At 65.2% G+C, this 17,028-nt stretch carries 17 protein-coding genes; 11 read left to right on the top strand and 6 right to left on the bottom strand.

Annotated elements, in window-relative coordinates:
• The first annotated feature begins 120 nt into the window (after positions 1–120).
• The 7 genes from RHPLAN_RS31885 (at position 121) to RHPLAN_RS31855 (ending at position 7,118) form a co-directional block, all read left to right on the top strand.
• Positions 121–549 (top strand): YHS domain-containing (seleno)protein, encoded by a 429-nt coding sequence (locus RHPLAN_RS31885; protein WP_068027143.1) that lies wholly within the window; start codon positions 121–123, stop codon positions 547–549.
• Positions 550–622: 73 nt separating this feature from the next.
• Positions 623–1,264, top strand: a complete 642-nt coding sequence (gene chpT / locus RHPLAN_RS31880) for a histidine phosphotransferase ChpT (RefSeq protein ID WP_068027141.1) — start codon at positions 623–625, stop codon at positions 1,262–1,264.
• A gap of 197 nt (positions 1,265–1,461) precedes the next feature.
• Positions 1,462–4,104 carry a hybrid sensor histidine kinase/response regulator gene (locus tag RHPLAN_RS31875; RefSeq protein WP_068027138.1) on the top strand — a complete coding sequence of 881 codons (2,643 nt, stop codon included), beginning with the start codon at positions 1,462–1,464 and terminating at the stop codon, positions 4,102–4,104.
• Positions 4,105–4,106: 2 nt separating this feature from the next.
• The gene (locus tag RHPLAN_RS31870; protein WP_068027135.1) at positions 4,107–4,577 is read left to right on the top strand and encodes a chemotaxis protein CheW; all 471 of its coding nucleotides are present in this window, start codon (positions 4,107–4,109) and stop codon (positions 4,575–4,577) included.
• A gap of 44 nt (positions 4,578–4,621) precedes the next feature.
• Complete coding sequence (locus RHPLAN_RS31865) at positions 4,622–4,987, top strand: response regulator (protein WP_068027132.1); 366 nt, start codon at positions 4,622–4,624, stop codon at positions 4,985–4,987.
• 56 nt (positions 4,988–5,043) lie between these two features.
• A complete protein-coding gene (locus tag RHPLAN_RS31860) occupies positions 5,044–6,240 on the top strand; it encodes a protein-glutamate methylesterase/protein-glutamine glutaminase (RefSeq protein ID WP_068027127.1) in 1,197 nt (398 codons plus the stop codon).
• Positions 6,237–7,118, top strand: coding sequence for a CheR family methyltransferase (locus RHPLAN_RS31855; protein ID WP_068027120.1), 882 nt, complete (start codon positions 6,237–6,239; stop codon positions 7,116–7,118). Before RHPLAN_RS31860 ends, RHPLAN_RS31855 begins: the two co-directional genes overlap by 4 nt.
• A 6-nt stretch (positions 7,119–7,124) precedes the next feature.
• On the opposite strand, the gene RHPLAN_RS31850 is transcribed toward RHPLAN_RS31855, so the two are convergent.
• Both RHPLAN_RS31850 and RHPLAN_RS31845 read right to left on the bottom strand, forming a co-directional pair.
• Positions 7,125–8,117 (bottom strand): quinone oxidoreductase family protein, encoded by a 993-nt coding sequence (locus RHPLAN_RS31850; RefSeq protein WP_068027117.1) that lies wholly within the window; start codon positions 8,115–8,117, stop codon positions 7,125–7,127.
• Complete coding sequence (locus RHPLAN_RS31845; RefSeq protein ID WP_068027113.1) at positions 8,114–8,959, bottom strand: HpcH/HpaI aldolase/citrate lyase family protein; 846 nt, start codon at positions 8,957–8,959, stop codon at positions 8,114–8,116. The genes RHPLAN_RS31850 and RHPLAN_RS31845 overlap by 4 nt, the downstream gene beginning before the upstream one ends.
• Positions 8,960–9,105: 146 nt before the next feature.
• Here RHPLAN_RS31845 and RHPLAN_RS31840 point away from each other — a divergent pair, with 146 nt between their 5' ends.
• Positions 9,106–9,981 (top strand): HTD2 family dehydratase, encoded by an 876-nt coding sequence (locus tag RHPLAN_RS31840; RefSeq protein WP_068027110.1) that lies wholly within the window; start codon positions 9,106–9,108, stop codon positions 9,979–9,981.
• A 15-nt stretch (positions 9,982–9,996) separates the two neighbouring features.
• Positions 9,997–11,202 (top strand): CaiB/BaiF CoA transferase family protein, encoded by a 1,206-nt coding sequence (locus RHPLAN_RS31835; protein ID WP_068027106.1) that lies wholly within the window; start codon positions 9,997–9,999, stop codon positions 11,200–11,202.
• 136 nt (positions 11,203–11,338) lie between these two features.
• On the opposite strand, the gene RHPLAN_RS31830 is transcribed toward RHPLAN_RS31835, so the two are convergent.
• Positions 11,339–12,247, bottom strand: coding sequence for a VOC family protein (locus tag RHPLAN_RS31830; protein ID WP_068027103.1), 909 nt, complete (start codon positions 12,245–12,247; stop codon positions 11,339–11,341).
• A 138-nt stretch (positions 12,248–12,385) separates the two neighbouring features.
• Here RHPLAN_RS31830 and RHPLAN_RS31825 point away from each other — a divergent pair, with 138 nt between their 5' ends.
• The gene (locus RHPLAN_RS31825) at positions 12,386–13,132 is read left to right on the top strand and encodes a 2OG-Fe(II) oxygenase (RefSeq protein WP_068027100.1); all 747 of its coding nucleotides are present in this window, start codon (positions 12,386–12,388) and stop codon (positions 13,130–13,132) included.
• Between the two features lie 9 nt (positions 13,133–13,141).
• Here the strand turns inward: RHPLAN_RS31825 and RHPLAN_RS31820 are convergent, their stop codons facing one another.
• Genes RHPLAN_RS31820 through RHPLAN_RS31810 form a run of 3 tightly spaced genes read right to left on the bottom strand, consistent with a single transcriptional unit; the run spans position 13,142 to position 15,985 of the window.
• Positions 13,142–14,107: a Bug family tripartite tricarboxylate transporter substrate binding protein gene (locus RHPLAN_RS31820; protein ID WP_198164594.1), complete on the bottom strand. Its 966-nt coding sequence runs from the start codon at positions 14,105–14,107 to the stop codon at positions 13,142–13,144.
• A gap of 22 nt (positions 14,108–14,129) precedes the next feature.
• Positions 14,130–15,080: a Bug family tripartite tricarboxylate transporter substrate binding protein gene (locus RHPLAN_RS31815; protein WP_084245999.1), complete on the bottom strand. Its 951-nt coding sequence runs from the start codon at positions 15,078–15,080 to the stop codon at positions 14,130–14,132.
• A gap of 11 nt (positions 15,081–15,091) precedes the next feature.
• Positions 15,092–15,985 (bottom strand): MBL fold metallo-hydrolase, encoded by an 894-nt coding sequence (locus RHPLAN_RS31810; protein ID WP_068032142.1) that lies wholly within the window; start codon positions 15,983–15,985, stop codon positions 15,092–15,094.
• Between the two features lie 97 nt (positions 15,986–16,082).
• Here RHPLAN_RS31810 and RHPLAN_RS31805 point away from each other — a divergent pair, with 97 nt between their 5' ends.
• Positions 16,083–17,012: a LysR substrate-binding domain-containing protein gene (locus tag RHPLAN_RS31805; RefSeq protein ID WP_198164593.1), complete on the top strand. Its 930-nt coding sequence runs from the start codon at positions 16,083–16,085 to the stop codon at positions 17,010–17,012.
• Positions 17,013–17,028 lie beyond the last annotated feature (16 nt).

The raw sequence follows: 17,028 nt of genomic DNA, 5'->3' as shown, positions 1-17,028 counted from the left end.
GGCGATCCACTCGAATCAGCACCACAGGCGTGGAATATGACGGCAGCGCGGCAGGAACGAAAGTCGCGCCCTCTATGGGCCGGCACTCGGGCGATTCTGTGGGGCGCGGCTTGGCTCCTGATGACAGTTTTGCATCAGCCCGCGGCTGCACAGGCCGCCGACCCGGCGGTTTTCAACCGCAACACCGGGCTTGCCATCGATGGCTACGATCCGGTGGCCTACTTCGTGGACGGTAAGCCGCGGCTCGGCCGGCCGGATTTCGAAGTGCGCTACGGCGGCGCCGGCTGGCGCTTTGTCAATGAAGGCAACATGGCGGCATTCGCGGCCGATCCCGAGGTCTACGCCCCCCGCTTCGGCGGCCACGATCCGGTGGCCATCGTGCGGGGTGCTGCGACGCCCGGCCATCCGATGCTCTGGGCGATCGAGGAGCATCGGCTTTATCTGTTCTACAGCGAGGAAGCCCGGGAGGCCTTCGCCAACGACCCCGGCAGCGCGATCGAGGCCGCCGAACGCTATTGGCCCGAGGTGCGGCGGACCGTCTCCCGTTGATGTCCCCAGCGTTATTCCCGGAAGGCCGCCGAATCGCCTAAACGGGTCCCTCAGTCATTCGGAGACCGCAGACATGTCAGGCACCACCATTGCCCTTGAAGGCCTCGATCTTGCTGCCCTGCTTTGCTCGCGGGTTTGTCACGACCTGATCAGTCCGGTGGGGGCGATCATGAACGGCCTCGAAGTCATGGAGGACGGCAAGGACGAAGAGACGTCCAAGTTCGCCATGGACCTGATCAAGAAGAGCGCTAAGACCGCGTCGGCCAAGCTGCAGTTCTGCCGGCTGGCGTTCGGCGCGGCCGGTTCCGCCGGGGCTCAGATCGACACCGGCGATGCCGAGAAGGTGGCGCGCGGTCTGATCGAGGACGACAGGACCAAGCTCGCCTGGAACCTGCCGCGGGTGCTGATGGCCAAGAACCGTGTGAAGCTCCTGCTCAACATGATGCTCCTGGCCGCGCAGGCGATCCCGCGCGGCGGCCAGATCGTCGTCGATCCGGTCGGCGAGGGTGACACGATCGGCTTCAAGCTCTCGGTGACCGGAACCAACGCCAAGATCCCGCAGGCGATCCCGCCGCTGCTCGCAGCGACGCCGAGCGACCATGCGATCGACGCGCACGCGATCCAGCCGTTCTACACCGGCATGCTCGCCAAGAATTGCGGCCTGAGCGTCTCCATGGCGCCGGAAGGCGAGGCCATCGTCGTCGCCGCAAGGTAGCTGTCGACGATCGTCATTGCGAACATTTCCACGCCGTCGCGTTGCAAAACGCCGCGGCGTTTTGCCGTTAACGGCGCGTTAACGGAAACGAACCCGCACCATCCGTTCAACAGAAATTAAGCGGCTTCCCCACACACTGCGCCGACCCGAGCGGAACGGCCAGCCGGCCTCCGATTCTCGGGCGAAGGCCGATTGCGATGGACGAACTGCTTCGGGACTTCCTGGTGGAGACCAACGAGAGCCTCGACGTTGTCGACGTCGAACTCGTGCGTTTCGAGCAGGAGCCCAACAACGCAAAGATATTGGCCAACATTTTCCGCATCGTGCACACCATCAAGGGCACCTGCGGGTTCATCGGCCTGCCGCGTCTGGAAATGCTGGCGCATGCGGCCGAAGGCTTGATGTCGAAATTCCGCGACGGCGCGCCGGTCACCGGCGAGGCCGTCACGCTGGTGCTTTCGACCATCGATCGCATCAAGGACATTCTCATCATCATCGAGAAGACCGAACGCGAGCCGGATGGTGACGACGCCGAACTGATCGCTTTGCTCAATCGGATGACGCAGGCGGCGAGTGAAGCGCCGCGGAAGGCCGCCGCCGATCCGGATGCCAGCCGTACGGTCGGCACACTGGTGCCGCAGGTGCTGGAGCGGCCACTGCGCCCTGGCGAGGTGCCGCTCGACGAATTGGAGCGTGCGTTCCGATCCGCGCCGGGGCCGGCGCCAGCCGCCGCGCCCAAGGCTGAGCCGAAGAAAGTCGCGGCCGAGGCCGACGACGACGATCGCGCCGAGGCGCGGGTCGCCAACAAATCGATCCGCGTCGGCGTCGACACCATCGAACAGCTCATGACCATGGTGTCGGAACTGGTGCTGACCCGCAATCAGTTGCTCGACATCGCGCGCCGCCACGACGATTCCGAATACAAGGTGCCGCTGCAGCGGCTCTCCAACGTCACCGCGGAACTCCAGGACGGCGTCATGCGCACCCGCATGCAGCCGATCGGCCACGCCTGGCAGAAGCTGCCGCGGATCGTGCGAGACCTCACCGCCGAGCTCGGCAAGGATATCGAGCTCGAGATGCACGGCGCCGACACCGAGCTCGACCGCCAGGTGCTCGACCGCATCAAGGACCCGCTCACCCACATGGTGCGCAACTCGGCCGACCATGGCATCGAGCAACGCGCAGCGCGCATCGCCGCCGGCAAGCCCGAGAAGGGCACCATCCGCCTCACCGCCTACCACGAGGGCGGCCAGATCGTGATCGGCATCGCCGATGACGGCCGCGGCCTCGACACCGCGCGCATTCGCGACAAGGCGCTGGGGCTGGGGCTCGCCAACGAAGCCGACCTCGACCGCATGTCGGAGGCGCAAGTCCACAAGTTCATCTTCCATCCCGGCTTCTCGACCGCGCAGACCGTCACCAGCGTGTCCGGCCGCGGCGTCGGCCTCGATGTGGTGCGCAACAACATCGATCAGATCGGCGGCACCATCGACGTGCATTCGGTGCAGGGCCAGGGCTTGAGCTTCACCATCAAGATTCCGCTGACGCTTGCCATCATCTCGGCGCTGATCGTCGAATCGAACGGCGAGCGCTTCGCCATTCCGCAGCTCTCGGTGGTCGAATTGGTGCGCGTGCACGGCAAATCCGAGCACCGCATCGAGCGCATCAAGGACGCAGCCGTGCTTCGGCTCCGCAACAAGCTCCTGCCGCTGGTTCGCCTCGGCAGTCTGCTGGGCCTCGTTCCCGAGCACGCCATCCCGGAAAGAGGCTTCATCGTCATCACGCATGTCGGGTCGCAGACCTTCGGCATCGTGGTCGATGCGGTGTTCCACACCGAGGAGATCGTGGTGAAGCCGATGGCGAGCAAGCTCCGCCACATCGGCATGTACTCCGGCAACACGATTCTCGGTGACGGCTCGGTCATCCTGATCATCGATCCGAACGGCGTCTCCCAGTCGATCGGCTCCGTCGCAGCCACCACCGTGGCGGCGCACGCCGATGTCGAGACCGAGCGGCGCGCAACCGTCGATGACACCGTATCCTTGCTGGTGTTCCGCTCCGGTTCGCCGCAGCCCAAGGCGGTGCCGCTGTCGCTCGTCACGCGGCTCGAAGAGATCGATTGCACCAAGATCGAGCTCTCGAACGGCCGCTTTATGGTGCAGTACCGCGGCCACCTGATGCCGCTCATTCACATCGGCGGCAACGAAGCGATGAAGCGCGACGGCTCGCAGCCGCTGCTCGTGTTCTCCGACGGCGACCGCTCCATGGGCCTCGCGGTCGACGAGATCATCGACATCGTCGAAGACGTTCTCGACATCCAGGTCGGCAGCGAGCGTGAAGGCGTGCTTGGCTCGGCCATCGTGCGCGGCCAGGCCACCGAGATCGTCGATATCGGCCACTTCCTGCCGATGGCCTTCGCCGACTGGTTCCGTCGCAGGGATCAGCGCAGCGCCTCGCGCGAGCGGCCGCTGCTGCTCGTCGACGATTCCGCGTTCTTCCGCAACATGCTGGCGCCGGTGCTCAAGGCTGCGGGCTATTCGGTGACCGCGGTGCCGTCGGCCCGCGACGCGCTCGATCTTCTCCGCAAAGGCAACCGTTTCGAAGCGCTGGTCACCGACATCGACATGCCCGAGATGGACGGCTTCGAGCTTGCTGAAGCGGTGCGCGGCGAGCCGCGCTTCAATGAACTGCCGATCATCGCGCTGTCCGCGTCGAGTTCGCCCGAGGCGATCGAACGCGGCCGCCGCGTCGGCTTCCACGACTATGTCGCCAAGTTCGATCGCCAAAGCCTGATCGCCGCACTGAAAGAGCAAACCGCCGACATGACCCAGGCCGCCTAACCATGTCAGCGCAGAGCAACACCGCAGGCGCATCCACCACCGAATTCGTCACCGTGACGATCGGCGACCATCTGTTCGGTCTGCCGATCGCGCGGGTGCAGGATGTGTTCGTGCCGGACCGTCTGACGCGGGTGCCGCTCGCGCCGCCGGAGGTGGCCGGCATCCTCAACCTGCGTGGCCGCGTGGTGACCGCGATCGACATGCGCTCGCGGCTCGATCTCGGCGCCCAGACGCCGGGCCAGCCGGTGATGGCGATCGGCATCGAGTTCAAAAGCGAGTCTTACGGTCTTCTCGTCGACGCTGTCGGCGAGGTGATGGCGCTGCCTGACAGCGAGTGTCAGGCCAAGCCCGCCAATCTCGATCCCCGGCTGGCGCGTGTCGCCGCCGGCGTCTACCGGCTCGAGGGCCAGCTTCTGGTGGTGCTCGACGTCGACTGCGTGCTCGACATCCGAAGCGGGGCCGCGGCCGCATGATTCCGCGAGCGGGCCAACAAGAGAGACCAAAGGAGTAAAGCGTCATGAAATCGTGTCTGGTCGTGGACGACTCGAGCGTTATTCGCAAGGTGGCCCGCCGCATCCTGGAAGGCATGGAATTCCAGATCACCGAGGCCGAGGACGGCGAGCAGGCGCTCGGCGCGTGTCAGCGCGGACTGCCAGATGCGATCCTGCTCGACTGGAACATGCCGAAGATGGACGGCTATGAATTCCTGAAGGCGCTGCGCCGGATGCCGGGCGGCGACCGGCCGAAGGTCGTGTTTTGCACCACCGAGAACGACGTGGCGCATATTGCCCGTGCGCTGCATGCCGGTGCCAACGAGTACATCATGAAGCCGTTCGACAAGGAGATTGTCGAGGCGAAGTTCCAGGAGGTCGGGCTGATCTGACCGGATTGGCCCGTCCCGTTGCATTGTTTCAGTCGCGTTGAGAGTGAGGCGTCGACATGAACGCCGCCGTCCCGGCCCCGTCAGGCGCACCGCAAGTTGCGACATCCGACCAGATCCGCGTGATGGTCGTCGATGACGCCGTGGTCGTGCGCAGCCTGCTGTCGCGTTGGATCGAGGAAACGCCGGACCTGAGGCTCGTCGCGGCATTGCGCAACGGCCGCGAGGCGATCGAGCAACTCGACCGCACGAGGCCCGATGTGGTGGTGCTCGACATCGAGATGCCCGAACTCGATGGCATTTCGACGCTGCCCAGGCTTCTGGAGCGCCGCCGCGATCTGATCGTGATCATGGCGTCGGCGCTGACGCGTGACCACGCCGAGGTTACGCTGAAGGCGCTGTCGCTCGGCGCCGCCGATTACATCCCCAAGCCGACCGGCGAAGGCGGCGTGATGACGTCGGTGGCGTTCCAGCGCGATCTGATCGCCAAGATCCAGGCGCTCGGCCACCGCAAACGCTCGCGGCCGCCGCTGCCGCCCTATGCGCGGCGCACCACCTATGCGGCGACGCGGCGGCTCGGGGGCGCGGTGCAGCGCGCCGTCAAATGGCGCACCGCCGATGCGGATGAGACCGTTTCCGGTCAGCTCAAGCTGCGTCCGTTTGCACCGGTGCCGCCGCGCGTCCTGCTGATCGGTTCGTCCACAGGCGGACCGCAGGCGCTGACCAAGATCGTCTCGCATTTGGACGCCGTCACCGACACCGCGCCGGTGCTGGTCACCCAGCACATGCCGCCGACGTTCACCACCATCCTGGCTGAGCATCTGTCGCGGACCGGCGCCAGGCCGGTGCGCGAGGCGATCGATGGCGAGCCGGTGCTGGCCGGCACGATTTATCTCGCGCCGGGCGGCAAGCACATGCGGGTGGCGCGCCGCGACGGCACCGCGATGATCGTGCTCGATGACGGGCCGCCGGTGCATTTCTGCAAGCCCGCGGTCGATCCGTTGTTCGCATCGGCCGCCGAGGTCTGGGGTTCGTGGAATCTCGCGGTGATCCTCACCGGCATGGGCACCGACGGCACCGACGGCGCCGCCGCGATCGCCGCGGCCGGCGGCAGCGTCATCGCCCAGGACGAGGCGACGAGCGTGGTCTGGGGCATGCCCGGCTCGGCGGTGCATGCCGGCGTCTGCTCGGCCGTGCTGCCGCTTGACCAGATTGCGCCCAAGGTCGTGCGCATGTTTCTGGGGGCCAAGCCATGACCCCGTCGGATTATGATTTCATCCGCAAGCTTCTGAAGGCCCGCTCGGGCCTCGTGCTCGCGCCGGAAAAGCACTACCTCGTCGAAAGCCGGCTGATGCCGATCGCGCGCAAGCACAGCCTGTTCAATCTCACCGGTCTCGTTGCGAAGCTGAAGGGGCCTGACGCCGAGGCGCTGACCGTCGAGGTGGTCGAGGCGATGACCACCAACGAGTCCTTCTTCTTCCGCGACAAGCTGCCGTTCGAGCAGTTCCGCGACACAGTCCTGCCGGCCCTGAAGGCAGCGCGTGAGGGCAGCCGCCGCATTCGCATCTGGTGCGCCGCCGCATCCACCGGTCAGGAGCCGTATTCGCTCGCCATCAGTCTCAAGGAAATGGGCAAGGAACTGAGGGGCTGGCGCGTCGAAATTCTTGCGACGGATCTCTCGAACGAGGTTCTGGATAAGGCCAAGGCCGGCATCTATACCCAGTTCGAGGTGCAGCGCGGCCTGCCGGCACTGATGCTGATCAAATACTTCTCGCAGATCGGCGAGATGTGGCAGATCGCACCGGAAATCCGCGGCATGGTGAAGTTCATGCCGCTCAACCTGCTCGACGATTTCTCGCACCTCGGCCGCTTCGACCTGGTGTTCTGCCGCAACGTGTTGATCTATTTCGATCAGGCCACCAAATCGGCCGTGCTCGATCGCCTGGCCAGCGTCACCGAACGCGACGGCTATCTGGTGCTCGGAGGCGCCGAGACCGTGGTGGGGCTGACCAGCCGCTTCAAGCTGATTGCCGACAAGCGCGGGCTCTATGCGCAGTCGAACGCCAGCGCTGCGCCGAGCAATGTGGTGAGCTTCAGCGCACCGGAGCCGGCTTTGGCCGGCTCGCGCGGCTGATCGTCGTCAAGGAACCAGCACGATCTTTCCGGCCGCGCTGCGCGCCTCGATCAGATCGTGGGCGCGGCGCGCCTCTGCGAGCGGAAAACGCGCGGCGATCGCCGGCATCACCTTGCCGCTGCCGAGCAGATCGACCGCGAGCGCCATGGCCTCACGGCGCGGCGCCTCCATGTGGTCATAGGTGTGCATGGTGAAGCAGCGCACCGCCGGGCTCCGCTCGATGTTGGCGCGCATCTCCTTGAACAGGTCGGTCTCCGGCATGCCGCCCAGCACCGCGTAGGACACGATCATGCCGAGCGGCGCGACCATCTTCAGCCCGTCGGTGAAGGCCTTGCCGGCGACATGATCGAACACGATGTCGGCGCCGTGATTGTCGGTGAGCGCCAGCACGCGCTCGACCACGGATTCGGTCTTGTAGTTGATCGCGTGCGCCGCGCCGCGCGCTGTCACGAAGGCGCATTTGTCGTCCGAGCCGGCCGTGCCGATCACGGTCGCACCGGCAAGCTTGGCGACATCGATGAGCGCCGAGCCGACGCCGCCGGCCGCGCCGTAGACCACGACGGTGTTCGGCGAAACGCCGCGCGCGGCGTGACGGAGCAGAATGAAGGCAAGCTGATAGTTGGTCAGTGCGGTCGCGGCCTCCGCGCCGAGCCCCTCCGGCAGCGGCCAGGCCGCTTTCTCCGGCACGGCGGCATATTCGGCATAGAGCCCGCCGCGATTGCCGATCTCGTAGCCGGCGACGAACACCGGCTGGCCGACTTTGAGCGTCGTGACGCCCGCGCCCAGCGCCGCGACCGTGCCGCTCATCTCATTGCCCAAGACAAACGGAAGCTTCGGCATCCAGCGGTAGCGGCCGGTGCGGATCATGGTGTCGAAGTAATTCACGCCGATGGCGGTGGCCTTCACCAGCACCTCGCCCGGGCGGGGCGAGGGCGTCGACAGTTCGACCGGTTCCAGCACCTCGGGACCGCCGGTGCGGCTGATCTGGATCGCTTTCATTTGAGCACTCTCGCGAGCAGCGCCTTGGCGCGCTGATAGACCGGTTCATCGATCATCTTGCCGTCGAGCTCGATGGCGCCGAGCCCCTTGGCGAGCGCATCGTCGTAGCCTGCAACGATCCGGCGTGCGGTCTCGACCTCTTTGTCGCTCGGCGAGAAGCCCTTGTTGAGGAGCGGCACCACGGCCGGATGCACACAGCTCGCGCCGTCGAAACCGTGCATCCGCGCCTCACGCACTGACTTTTCGATCCCGGCGAGATCATTGTAGTCGGCGACGGTGCGAAGGAGCCCGAACGACAGCACGCCGGTGGCTTTGGCGGCGTAGTGCACCAGGAGCTTCGGCGGCGTCAGCACCTCGGGCGTCGGCTCGGCGCCGAGCGCCGTGGCGAGGTCTTCGCCGCCGGTGATCAGCGCGAACACCCGCGGCGTCGCCTTGGCGATGATGCGGGCGTCGAACACCGCGCCGGCATCCTCGAGCATCGGCACCAGCACGGTCTTTTCACGGCCGATGCTCCGCTCCACGCTGTCGAGCAGGGCCGTGAGCTCCTGCAAGGTCACCGGCGTCTGCACTTTCGGAACAAACAGACCGAATGCGCCGGCCCGGCAGGCCGCTTCAGCGTCGAGCCGGATCATATCGAGATCGGCATTGATGCGGACGAACACTTTCGCCCCGTTCTGGCCGACCCGCTTCACGGTGTCCGGGAGCTTCGCCCGCGCCGACGCCTTCTCGGAGCGTGCCACAGCGTCCTCGAGATCGAGGATGATGGCGTCGGCGCCGCGCTCATGGGCCTTGGCGATGAAGCGTTCGGCGCTCGCCGGAACGTAGAGCAGGGACCGGATCACGTTATCACTCCGTCTTTTTGACTGGCCGACAGCGATGACGATTTATGCCTTGTGTTTCGGCGTCACTTTGCCATTTATGCGCGGCAATCAATGACCAATCGGAGCCGGCGAAACAAGCCGGAAAACGGCAGAGCTCAGGAGCGCCCATGCTCGATCAGACCGCGAAGCTGAAGGACTGGCTTGGCCGGAGCAGGCGCGAGGATGACGAACTGTCGACCGGCTCGGTGCGGCGGCTCGCCGCGCTGCTCGACCAGGACCCGAGCCCGTACCGCCGCGGCGTCGAATTGCCGGAGGCCTGGTACGCCATTCTGTTCGGGCCGACCGCCCGGCAGAGCATTATCGGCCGCGACGGCCATCCGAAAACGGGCGACGATCTGCTGCCGCCGCTGCACAACACGCGCCGCATGTTTGCCGGCCGCAGGGCCACGTTTCACAAGCCGCTCAAGGTCGGCGATATGGTCGAGCGTGTCTCGACCATTCGGAATGTCGAGCCCAAGACCGGCCGCACCGGCTCGTTCGTCCTGGTGACGATCGTGCATGAGATCAGCGCCGGATCGGGTGTTGCGGTCACCGAAGAACAGGATCTGGTCTATCGCGAGGACGCGACCGCCGCGGCCGATGGCGCGGCGAAGCCCGCGCAGCAGGCCAAGCCCAAGGCCGCGACCGAGCAGGCCGACCACACCGTCGAATGGACGCCCGACACGGTGCAGCTATTCCGCTATTCGGCGCTGACCTACAACGCCCACCGCATCCATTACGACCTGCCTTATGCGCGCGAGATCGAGGGCTATCCGGCGCTCGTCATCAATGGCGGGCTCACGGCGCTCATGCTGGTCGAGGCGGCACGGCCGAAGCTCGCCGGTACGATCGCGGGCTATGACGCGCGCGCCATGGCGCCGCTGTTCATGGGCCAGACCGTGCTGCTCAACAGCCGCGCGGCCGGCGACACCGTCGAGACCTGGGCGTCGAGTCCTGAAGGCGGCGTGCACTACCGCGTCAATATTTCGCTCAACAAAAAGTAACAAGAGACTGTCGTTATGAGTGGTGGACCGCTTGCCGGAATTCGCGTCGTCGATCTGACGACGGTTGTCGTGGGGCCCACGGCGACGCTGTTCCTCGCCGACTACGGCGCCGAGGTCATCAAGGTGGAATCGCCCGGCGGCGATCTGCTGCGCACGCTCGGCGGCCGCTCCAAGAGCGGACAGCTCTCCGGCAAGTTCACGCATTTCAACCGCAACAAGCGGTCGATCGTGCTCGACCTCAAGCAGAAGAAGGCGATGGAGGCGCTGCACAAGCTCCTTGAGACCGCCGACGTGTTCATCGCCAACATCCGCCCCGCGGCGCTGGAGCGACTTGGTCTCGGCACCGAGGCGCTGCGTGCCCGGCACAAGCGGCTGATCGTCTGCAACCTGATGGGCTTCGGCCGCGATGGCCGCTATGCCGAGCGGCCGGCTTATGACTCGATCATCCAGGGCATGTCCGGCGTTGCCGCCTGCAACGCGCGCATCTTCGGGGAGCCGAAGTTCGTGCCGATGGTGATGATGGACCACACCGTTGGGCTGATCGCGACGCAGTGCATTCTGGCGGCGCTGTTCCATCGCGAGAAGACCGGCGAGGGGCAGGCCATCGAAGTGCCGATGTTCGAGAACGCCGCGACTTTCGTGCTGGTCGAGCACATGGGCGACCACACGTTCGTGCCGCCGCTTGGCGACTGGGGCGACCGCCGCGTGCTCGATCCGCTGGCGCAGCCGATCGCGACGAAAGACGGCTGGATCTGCGTTTCCGCCAACACCGACGGCCAGGCCTTTGCGATGTTCGACGCCATCGGCCGGCCGGAACTGAAAACCGATCCGAAGTTCAATTCCGTGAAGGCGCGTTACGCCAACGTCCGCGAATACTTCTCGATCCGCGCCGAAGGCCTGAAGCAGAAGACCTCGGCCGAATGGCTCGACATTCTGGAGAAGGCCGATGTGCCGGCCGGCCGCGTGCACTCGATCGACACGCTGCCCGAGGACGAGCACCTCAACGACGTTGGCTTCTTCCGCAAGATCGATCATCCGGTGGAAGGCACCAAGTACGAGCTCAACAATCCGAACAAGTTTTCGGCAGGGCTTCGTGACGAGCAGACGCCTGCGCCGTATCTCGGCGCCGACAGCGTCGCGATCCTGGGCGAGCTCGGCTACGCGAAGGCCGAGATCGACGAGATGGTGGCCTCGAAGATCACCGCTGACGGTAAGCGCTAAGGCAGGCTGTCATTCCGGGGCACGCGCGCAGCGCGTGAACCCGGAATCCAGAAAAGCAAAGACTCGTGTTTGTCTGGATTCCGGGTTCGCTCGCTTACGCGACTGCCCCGGAATGACAGCGGAGTATGCGGCCCGCTTACAACCGATGCTGCCCCGCCGGAAACAGCATCAGATCCTGAATCCGCTTCCAGCGCGCCGTGTGCGGCGGCGTGATGCCCCATTGGTCGAGTCGGCCGGGCGGCCACTTCCAGTATTCCGGGCCGTGGAATTCGTAACTGTCGTCGATCTGCAGCACCTCGGCGGTGTATTCGATCGGAAATTCCTCGGGACCCGCAAAATAGCAGAACACGTTGTTGCCGGACCCATGCCGTCCCGGCCCCCATTCGATCGGATAGCCAGCGTCGCGCATGCGGCCGCCGCCGCGCATGCAGGATTCGAGGTCAGGCAATTCGAACGACACATGATTGAGTGTCGGCGTTGCCGCCGCGCCCATCACCATCGAAGAATGGTCGGTGCTGTCGCAATGGAAGAAGTGCAGAGGACCGCTGTGGTCGACCTTGCGGAAGCCCAGCACGTCGGAAAGGAATGCGTTGCTCCTCTCGAGTTGCGCGGCGTTGAGATTGACGTGTGCGATCTTGCGCGGTCGGTCGCGAACGTCGGCGGTGTCGGCGTGATCGCGCTCACCGCACACCACCGCGAGATTGCGGCCTTCGACGTCGACGAAACCGAAGCCATAGCCGCCGCCCTGGCCCGACAAGGCATGCGGGGCTTCTGCGGTGCACCCGCTCGATGCCACCTTGGCATGCAGAGACTGAACGATGTCATTGTTCGCTGCGTCGAACACCAGGCGGCGGATCGCCGGGCCTTTGGTCGCGGGGTGAATGGCGAGGATGTGATGGCAATGCCCGGTGCCGCGAAACCAGAACGAGCCGTTGTCACGCGCCACCTCGGTCAGATTCCAAATGCGGCTGTAAAAATCGGCGGCCCGCTGCGGCTCGCTCATTTCGATCTCGACGCTGCGGACGCCACGCACAGTCAGTTTCATAGTTTCCCTCCCAAACCCGCAAATTTTCTAGCGAAGCGGGGCGTCGCGGTCGAGCCTCGGGGCATGTGAATCCGCGGGAATCGGGTGGCGACGGGCCGGCCGGATTGCCAAGTTCGGGGCCATCGAGGGAGAAATGCCATGCGAGCCACCGTCGCCAGCCGCAAGAACGCATCCGCGTCTGTTATTTCCGAGCGCGTCGGAGCGCTCGACTGGAGCGCGATCGCCGGCGAACTGGACGCCCATGGCTGTGCCGTCATTGGGCCGCTGCTGACGCCCGAGGAATGCGAGGCACTCGCCGCGCTTTATCCCGCCGATGAGCCATTTCGCAGCCGGGTGATCATGGCGCGGCACGGCTTCGGCCGCGGCGAGTACAAATATTTCGCCTATCCGCTGCCAGGGGTCATCGCGGAGCTGCGCACCGCGCTTTATCCGCGGCTCGCAACGGTCGCCAATCGCTGGAACGAGACGATGGGCGTCGAGGTCCGTTATCCGGACGGCCACGGCAGCTATCTCGATCGCTGCCACAAGGCCGGTCAGCCCAAGCCCACGCCGCTGCTCCTCCAATACGGCCCGGGCGACTACAACTGTCTGCACCAGGACCTCTATGGCGAGAATGTTTTTCCGTTACAGGCGACCGTGCTGCTGTCGCGACCGGGCGACGACTTCGCGGGCGGCGAATTCATGCTCACCGAACAGCGTCCGCGGATGCAATCGCGCGCCGAGGTGGTGCCACTCTCGCAGGGCGAGATCGTGATCTTTCCGGTTCATCACCGGCCGGTGCAGGGCACCCGCGGCACTTATCGGGTTAACATGCGCCATGGCGTCAGCCGCGTCCGCGAGGGCCGCCGGCACACGCTTGGGATCATCTTTCATGACGCGAAGTAGGCCACGCTCTCACTCGATCGCGAGCTTGCCGCGGCTGATGGTCTCGCCCCAGACCTTGGCTTCGGCTTTGCAATCGTCGAGGAATTTCTGCGGTGCGTCGCCGGCCGGCACGAAAGCCAAATCGTCCAGGCGTTGGCGGATCGTCGGATCGGCCAGCGCTGCCAAGGCTGCACGGTGAATCCTGTCGATGACCGGCTGCGGCGTTCCACGCGGCGCAGCCAGCCCCCACCAGTTCGACGCGACATAGTCCGGTACGCCGCTTTCGATGGCGGTGGGCAGCGGCACGCTCGGCACGCGTTCGCGGCTCGCGACCGCAAGAGCCTGCACGCGCCGCGCTTCGACCTGGGCTTTGCCGACGCCCCAGCCGGCCAGATAAAGCTGCACCTCGTCAGCCATCAGCGCCTGCATGGCGGGCGGCGCACCGCGATAGGGCACATGCACCAGATCGATGCCGGTCAGCTGCTTCAACCGTTCGACGGCGAGATGCGGCGTCGTTCCGACGCTAGGCGAGGCGTAGCTGAGCTTCCCCGGATTGGCCTTCGCCCGCGCGATGAACTCTGCGAGTGTCGATGGCGCGGAGAGGCTTGCATAGAGCACCGAGGGCACGTCCGCGATCTTGGTGATCAGCGTGAACGCCGTCAGCGGATCGAACGACACCTTCGGAAACAGAAACTGATTGATGACGAAATTGTTGGCTGCGCCGACCATGAGCGTGTGGCCATCCGGCGCTGCTTTGGCTACGGCCTGCGCGCCGATCATTCCGCCGCCGCCCGGGCGGTTGTCGATGACGAGCGGCTGCCCGAGTTCTCGCTCGATGACGGGCGACAGGAGACGGGTGATCGTGTCGCCGGCACCGCCGGCCGCGTAAGGAATAATGACGGTGATCGGCCGCTCGGGAAATTCCGCGGCCGACGCTCGTGACAGGCCCGCGACCAGGGCAAGGCCCAATAGCACCATCGATCGGCGTGTCGACATGGTCATGACGCTCGAACAGTCATCAATTGATATGGATGCCAAGTTTGGTGATGATGTCCCGAAATCTCGCGGTGTCCGACCGGATCAATTCCGCGAATTGCGCGACGCTCAATTCCATCGGCACCATGCCTTGGCCAACCACGAAATCGATGAACTGCCTTTCCTTGATCAGTTTGTTCGTTTCCGAATTCAGCCGTTGAACGACTTCACTTGGCGTTCCGGCCGGCGCGAACAGCCCCAGCCATGAACCTTCGATCGAATATCCAGGCAATGTCTCCGCGACGGTCGGGACCGTGGGCAGATGCTCTGAACGCCGCTGCCCCAGCACCGCGATCGCCTTGATCGTTCCGCTTTTCAGCAGCGGCAGCGCCGGCGTCAGACCGATGAAGCCAAATGGCACGTGGCCACCCATGATGTCGTTGAGCTCGGCCGGGCCACCTTTGTAGGGTACGTGGGTCAGCTGAATGCCGGCCTGCGCGGCGAGCGCGGCCATCGCGATGTGGTGAACCTCTCCCACGCCCGCCGACCCATAGTTGAACTTTGCGGGCGCGGCCTTTGCCGCCGCAATCAGTTCGGCAAGCGTGTTTGGCGCAAACGAAGGATGCGCGACCAATACGAACTCGACACGGCCGAGCGCGGCAATGGGCAGAAAGTCCGTTTGCGGGTTGTAGTTGATCTGCGGATAAAGCGCCGGGTTGACGGCCATCATGCCGTCCCAGGCGAGCAGGAGCGTGTGCCCGTCCGGTGAAGAACGCGCAACGGTGGTGGCGCCGATCATCCCTGCAGCACCCGGCCGGTTTTCGACAACGAAGGAGTTGCCAAGCCTGGGCGCGAGGTCTTGTCCCACCTTTCGGGCCAGAAGGTCAGGCGCGGCGCCCGCGCCGGTTGGAACGACGACGGTCACCGTTTGAGCGAGCGAGGGAGCAACGACGAGCGAGAGCAATAGCAGTGCAATCGAAAATCTCGGGAGCATTGCTTTCCCTCCTAGAGGTCGATCCTCATCAGGTCATGGGCGATTTGCAGCGGCCCGCCGTAGGTCTGGCGGATGTCGCGGACGAATTCGTCGATCTGCTGCGGTCCCATCAGATCGACCGGCATGTGCTTGACCGCCGCGCGCTTGAGCACCGGGCTCAACGAATCGACGTGGCCGATGTGGGTGGCGACCAGCCGCTTGACGCGGCAGTCCACGGCAAGCTGGCCGAGTTCGCTGGGGCTGGTGTGCGAGAAGGTGCCGACCTGCGACTTCCGCCGATGCTCGATGAAGGCTTCCGTGAAGGTGCATTCATGGATCAGCAGATCGGCGTCGCGCGATAGCCGCGTGATGCCGTCGCAGGGCGCCGTGTCGCCGCTGAAGGTCACGATCTTGCCTTCGGCCTCGATGCGGAAGCCGAAGCATTGCGAGATTTCCGGCGGAATATGATCGACATGATCGGCCGTGATCTTGATGTCGTTGTCCTCGAAGATCACGCCGGCCTCGTATTCGGTCACCTTCGGCCGCACCGCGTCGATGTTCGCCTGCCGCACCGGATAGGCCGAGCGGGCCCGAATGTCGGCGTCGAAGGCGCCGCCCTCGAACAGGTGGCTCACGAGCTGCTTCGTGCCTTGCGGTCCGCGAATGTCGAGCGCGCCGGGCCGGCTCAGAATCCAGCTCGAGATCACGAAAAACGGCAGTTCGCAGACGTGATCGTGGTGCAGGTGCGTCAGCAGGAGATGCGCGACGTCGGCCGGATTGACGTTGACGCGCATCATCTGCCGCGTCGCGCCATGGCCGCAGTCGAGCAGGAAGTGCCGGCCGTTGTTCAGCGTCAGCAGGATCGAGGTGTGGCAACGGTCCGGGTCGGGTAGGGCAGCCCCAGTGCCGAGCAGGATGATCCGCATCGCCATCTCCCTTGGAACCGGAAAACGATAGGAGACAAATGCGATAATCAAAAATAGATTTATGGCATCAGGTGATCACGGATTGGAATATCTGCCGATGTCCCTCTCGCTCAAGACGCGCCATCTCCAGGTCTTCCTCGCCGTTGCCAAGACCGGCAGCATGCAGCGCGCCTCGCGCGAAGCGCATCTCAGTCAGCCGGCGATCAGCAAGCTGATCGGAGAACTGGAGGACACGCTGGGCGCGCCGTTGTTCGAACGGAGCCGGCGCGGGGTCATCCCGACCGAATGCGGCCAGGCGCTGATCGGACGCGCGCAACTCGTGCTCAACGATCTCGAGAACGCCAGGGACGAGATTGCATCGATTGCGCGCGGCGTTGCCGGCCGCGTCCGTGTCGGCGTGCTGCCGGTTGCGGAGGCGCGGCTTCTCTCCACCACGCTCCTGGCGCTGCGCAAGACCGCGCCCGGGCTTGCGGTTCAGATCGAGGATGGCACGCGCGACGTCATGCTCAGCGCACTTCGCCGCGGCGAGATCGATTGCGTGATCGGCCGCCTCGATGCCGGCACCGGGGAACGTGATCTGCACATCGAGAAGCTGATCCAGCTGCCGATCGCCATCGTGGCGAGCCCATCGCATCCGCTGACGCGAAAGCGGCGGCCGTCGTGGCCCGATCTGTTGGCCTATCCGTGGATCCTGCCGCCGCGCGGCGCGCCCATCCGTGCGGCGATCGAGCGCGAATTCACCGATCTCGGACTGGCGCCGCCGGTCCCGGCCATCGAGTCCACGTCATTCCGGCTGGTTCAGGCGGTGGTGTCGGAGACCGACATGATTGGCGTCATCACCTACGAGGCGTCGCTCGGCTATACGCGCAGCGGCGAGCTTGCGGTGCTGCCGATCAAGCTTTCCGGACGTCTGCCGCATATCGGCGTCATCACCCGGATGCCGGTGGTGTCGAAAGCACTCGGCACCTTTCTGGACACGCTGCGGCGGGAATGCCGGACCGCGCTGCGATCGCCCGAAGCTTCTTGATTGGGTCTCGCCTGGA

It is taken from the genome of Rhodoplanes sp. Z2-YC6860 (genome assembly GCF_001579845.1).
Taxonomy (GTDB): Bacteria; Pseudomonadota; Alphaproteobacteria; order Rhizobiales; family Xanthobacteraceae; genus Z2-YC6860.
The sequence above is the reverse complement of the archived record's forward strand: the minus strand, read 5'-3'. Positions and strand labels throughout refer to the sequence as shown.

Bases quoted from the DNA above. Each gene is read 5' to 3' on its own strand.
- RHPLAN_RS31875 (WP_068027138.1), top strand. From the start codon at position 1,462: ATGGACGAACTGCTTCGGGACTTCCTGGTGGAGACCAACGAGAGCCTC.
- RHPLAN_RS31860 (WP_068027127.1), top strand. From the start codon at position 5,044: ATGAACGCCGCCGTCCCGGCCCCGTCAGGCGCACCGCAAGTTGCGACA.
- RHPLAN_RS31835 (WP_068027106.1), top strand. From the start codon at position 9,997: ATGAGTGGTGGACCGCTTGCCGGAATTCGCGTCGTCGATCTGACGACG.
- RHPLAN_RS31885 (WP_068027143.1), top strand. From the start codon at position 121: ATGACAGTTTTGCATCAGCCCGCGGCTGCACAGGCCGCCGACCCGGCG.
- RHPLAN_RS31820 (WP_198164594.1), bottom strand. From the start codon at position 14,107: ATGTCGACACGCCGATCGATGGTGCTATTGGGCCTTGCCCTGGTCGCG.
- RHPLAN_RS31840 (WP_068027110.1), top strand. From the start codon at position 9,106: ATGCTCGATCAGACCGCGAAGCTGAAGGACTGGCTTGGCCGGAGCAGG.
- RHPLAN_RS31805 (WP_198164593.1), top strand. From the start codon at position 16,083: ATGTCCCTCTCGCTCAAGACGCGCCATCTCCAGGTCTTCCTCGCCGTT.
- RHPLAN_RS31850 (WP_068027117.1), bottom strand. From the start codon at position 8,117: ATGAAAGCGATCCAGATCAGCCGCACCGGCGGTCCCGAGGTGCTGGAA.
- chpT (WP_068027141.1), top strand. From the start codon at position 623: ATGTCAGGCACCACCATTGCCCTTGAAGGCCTCGATCTTGCTGCCCTG.
- RHPLAN_RS31825 (WP_068027100.1), top strand. From the start codon at position 12,386: ATGCGAGCCACCGTCGCCAGCCGCAAGAACGCATCCGCGTCTGTTATT.
- RHPLAN_RS31830 (WP_068027103.1), bottom strand. From the start codon at position 12,247: ATGAAACTGACTGTGCGTGGCGTCCGCAGCGTCGAGATCGAAATGAGC.
- RHPLAN_RS31870 (WP_068027135.1), top strand. From the start codon at position 4,107: ATGTCAGCGCAGAGCAACACCGCAGGCGCATCCACCACCGAATTCGTC.
- RHPLAN_RS31815 (WP_084245999.1), bottom strand. From the start codon at position 15,080: ATGCTCCCGAGATTTTCGATTGCACTGCTATTGCTCTCGCTCGTCGTT.
- RHPLAN_RS31810 (WP_068032142.1), bottom strand. From the start codon at position 15,985: ATGCGGATCATCCTGCTCGGCACTGGGGCTGCCCTACCCGACCCGGAC.
- RHPLAN_RS31855 (WP_068027120.1), top strand. From the start codon at position 6,237: ATGACCCCGTCGGATTATGATTTCATCCGCAAGCTTCTGAAGGCCCGC.
- RHPLAN_RS31865 (WP_068027132.1), top strand. From the start codon at position 4,622: ATGAAATCGTGTCTGGTCGTGGACGACTCGAGCGTTATTCGCAAGGTG.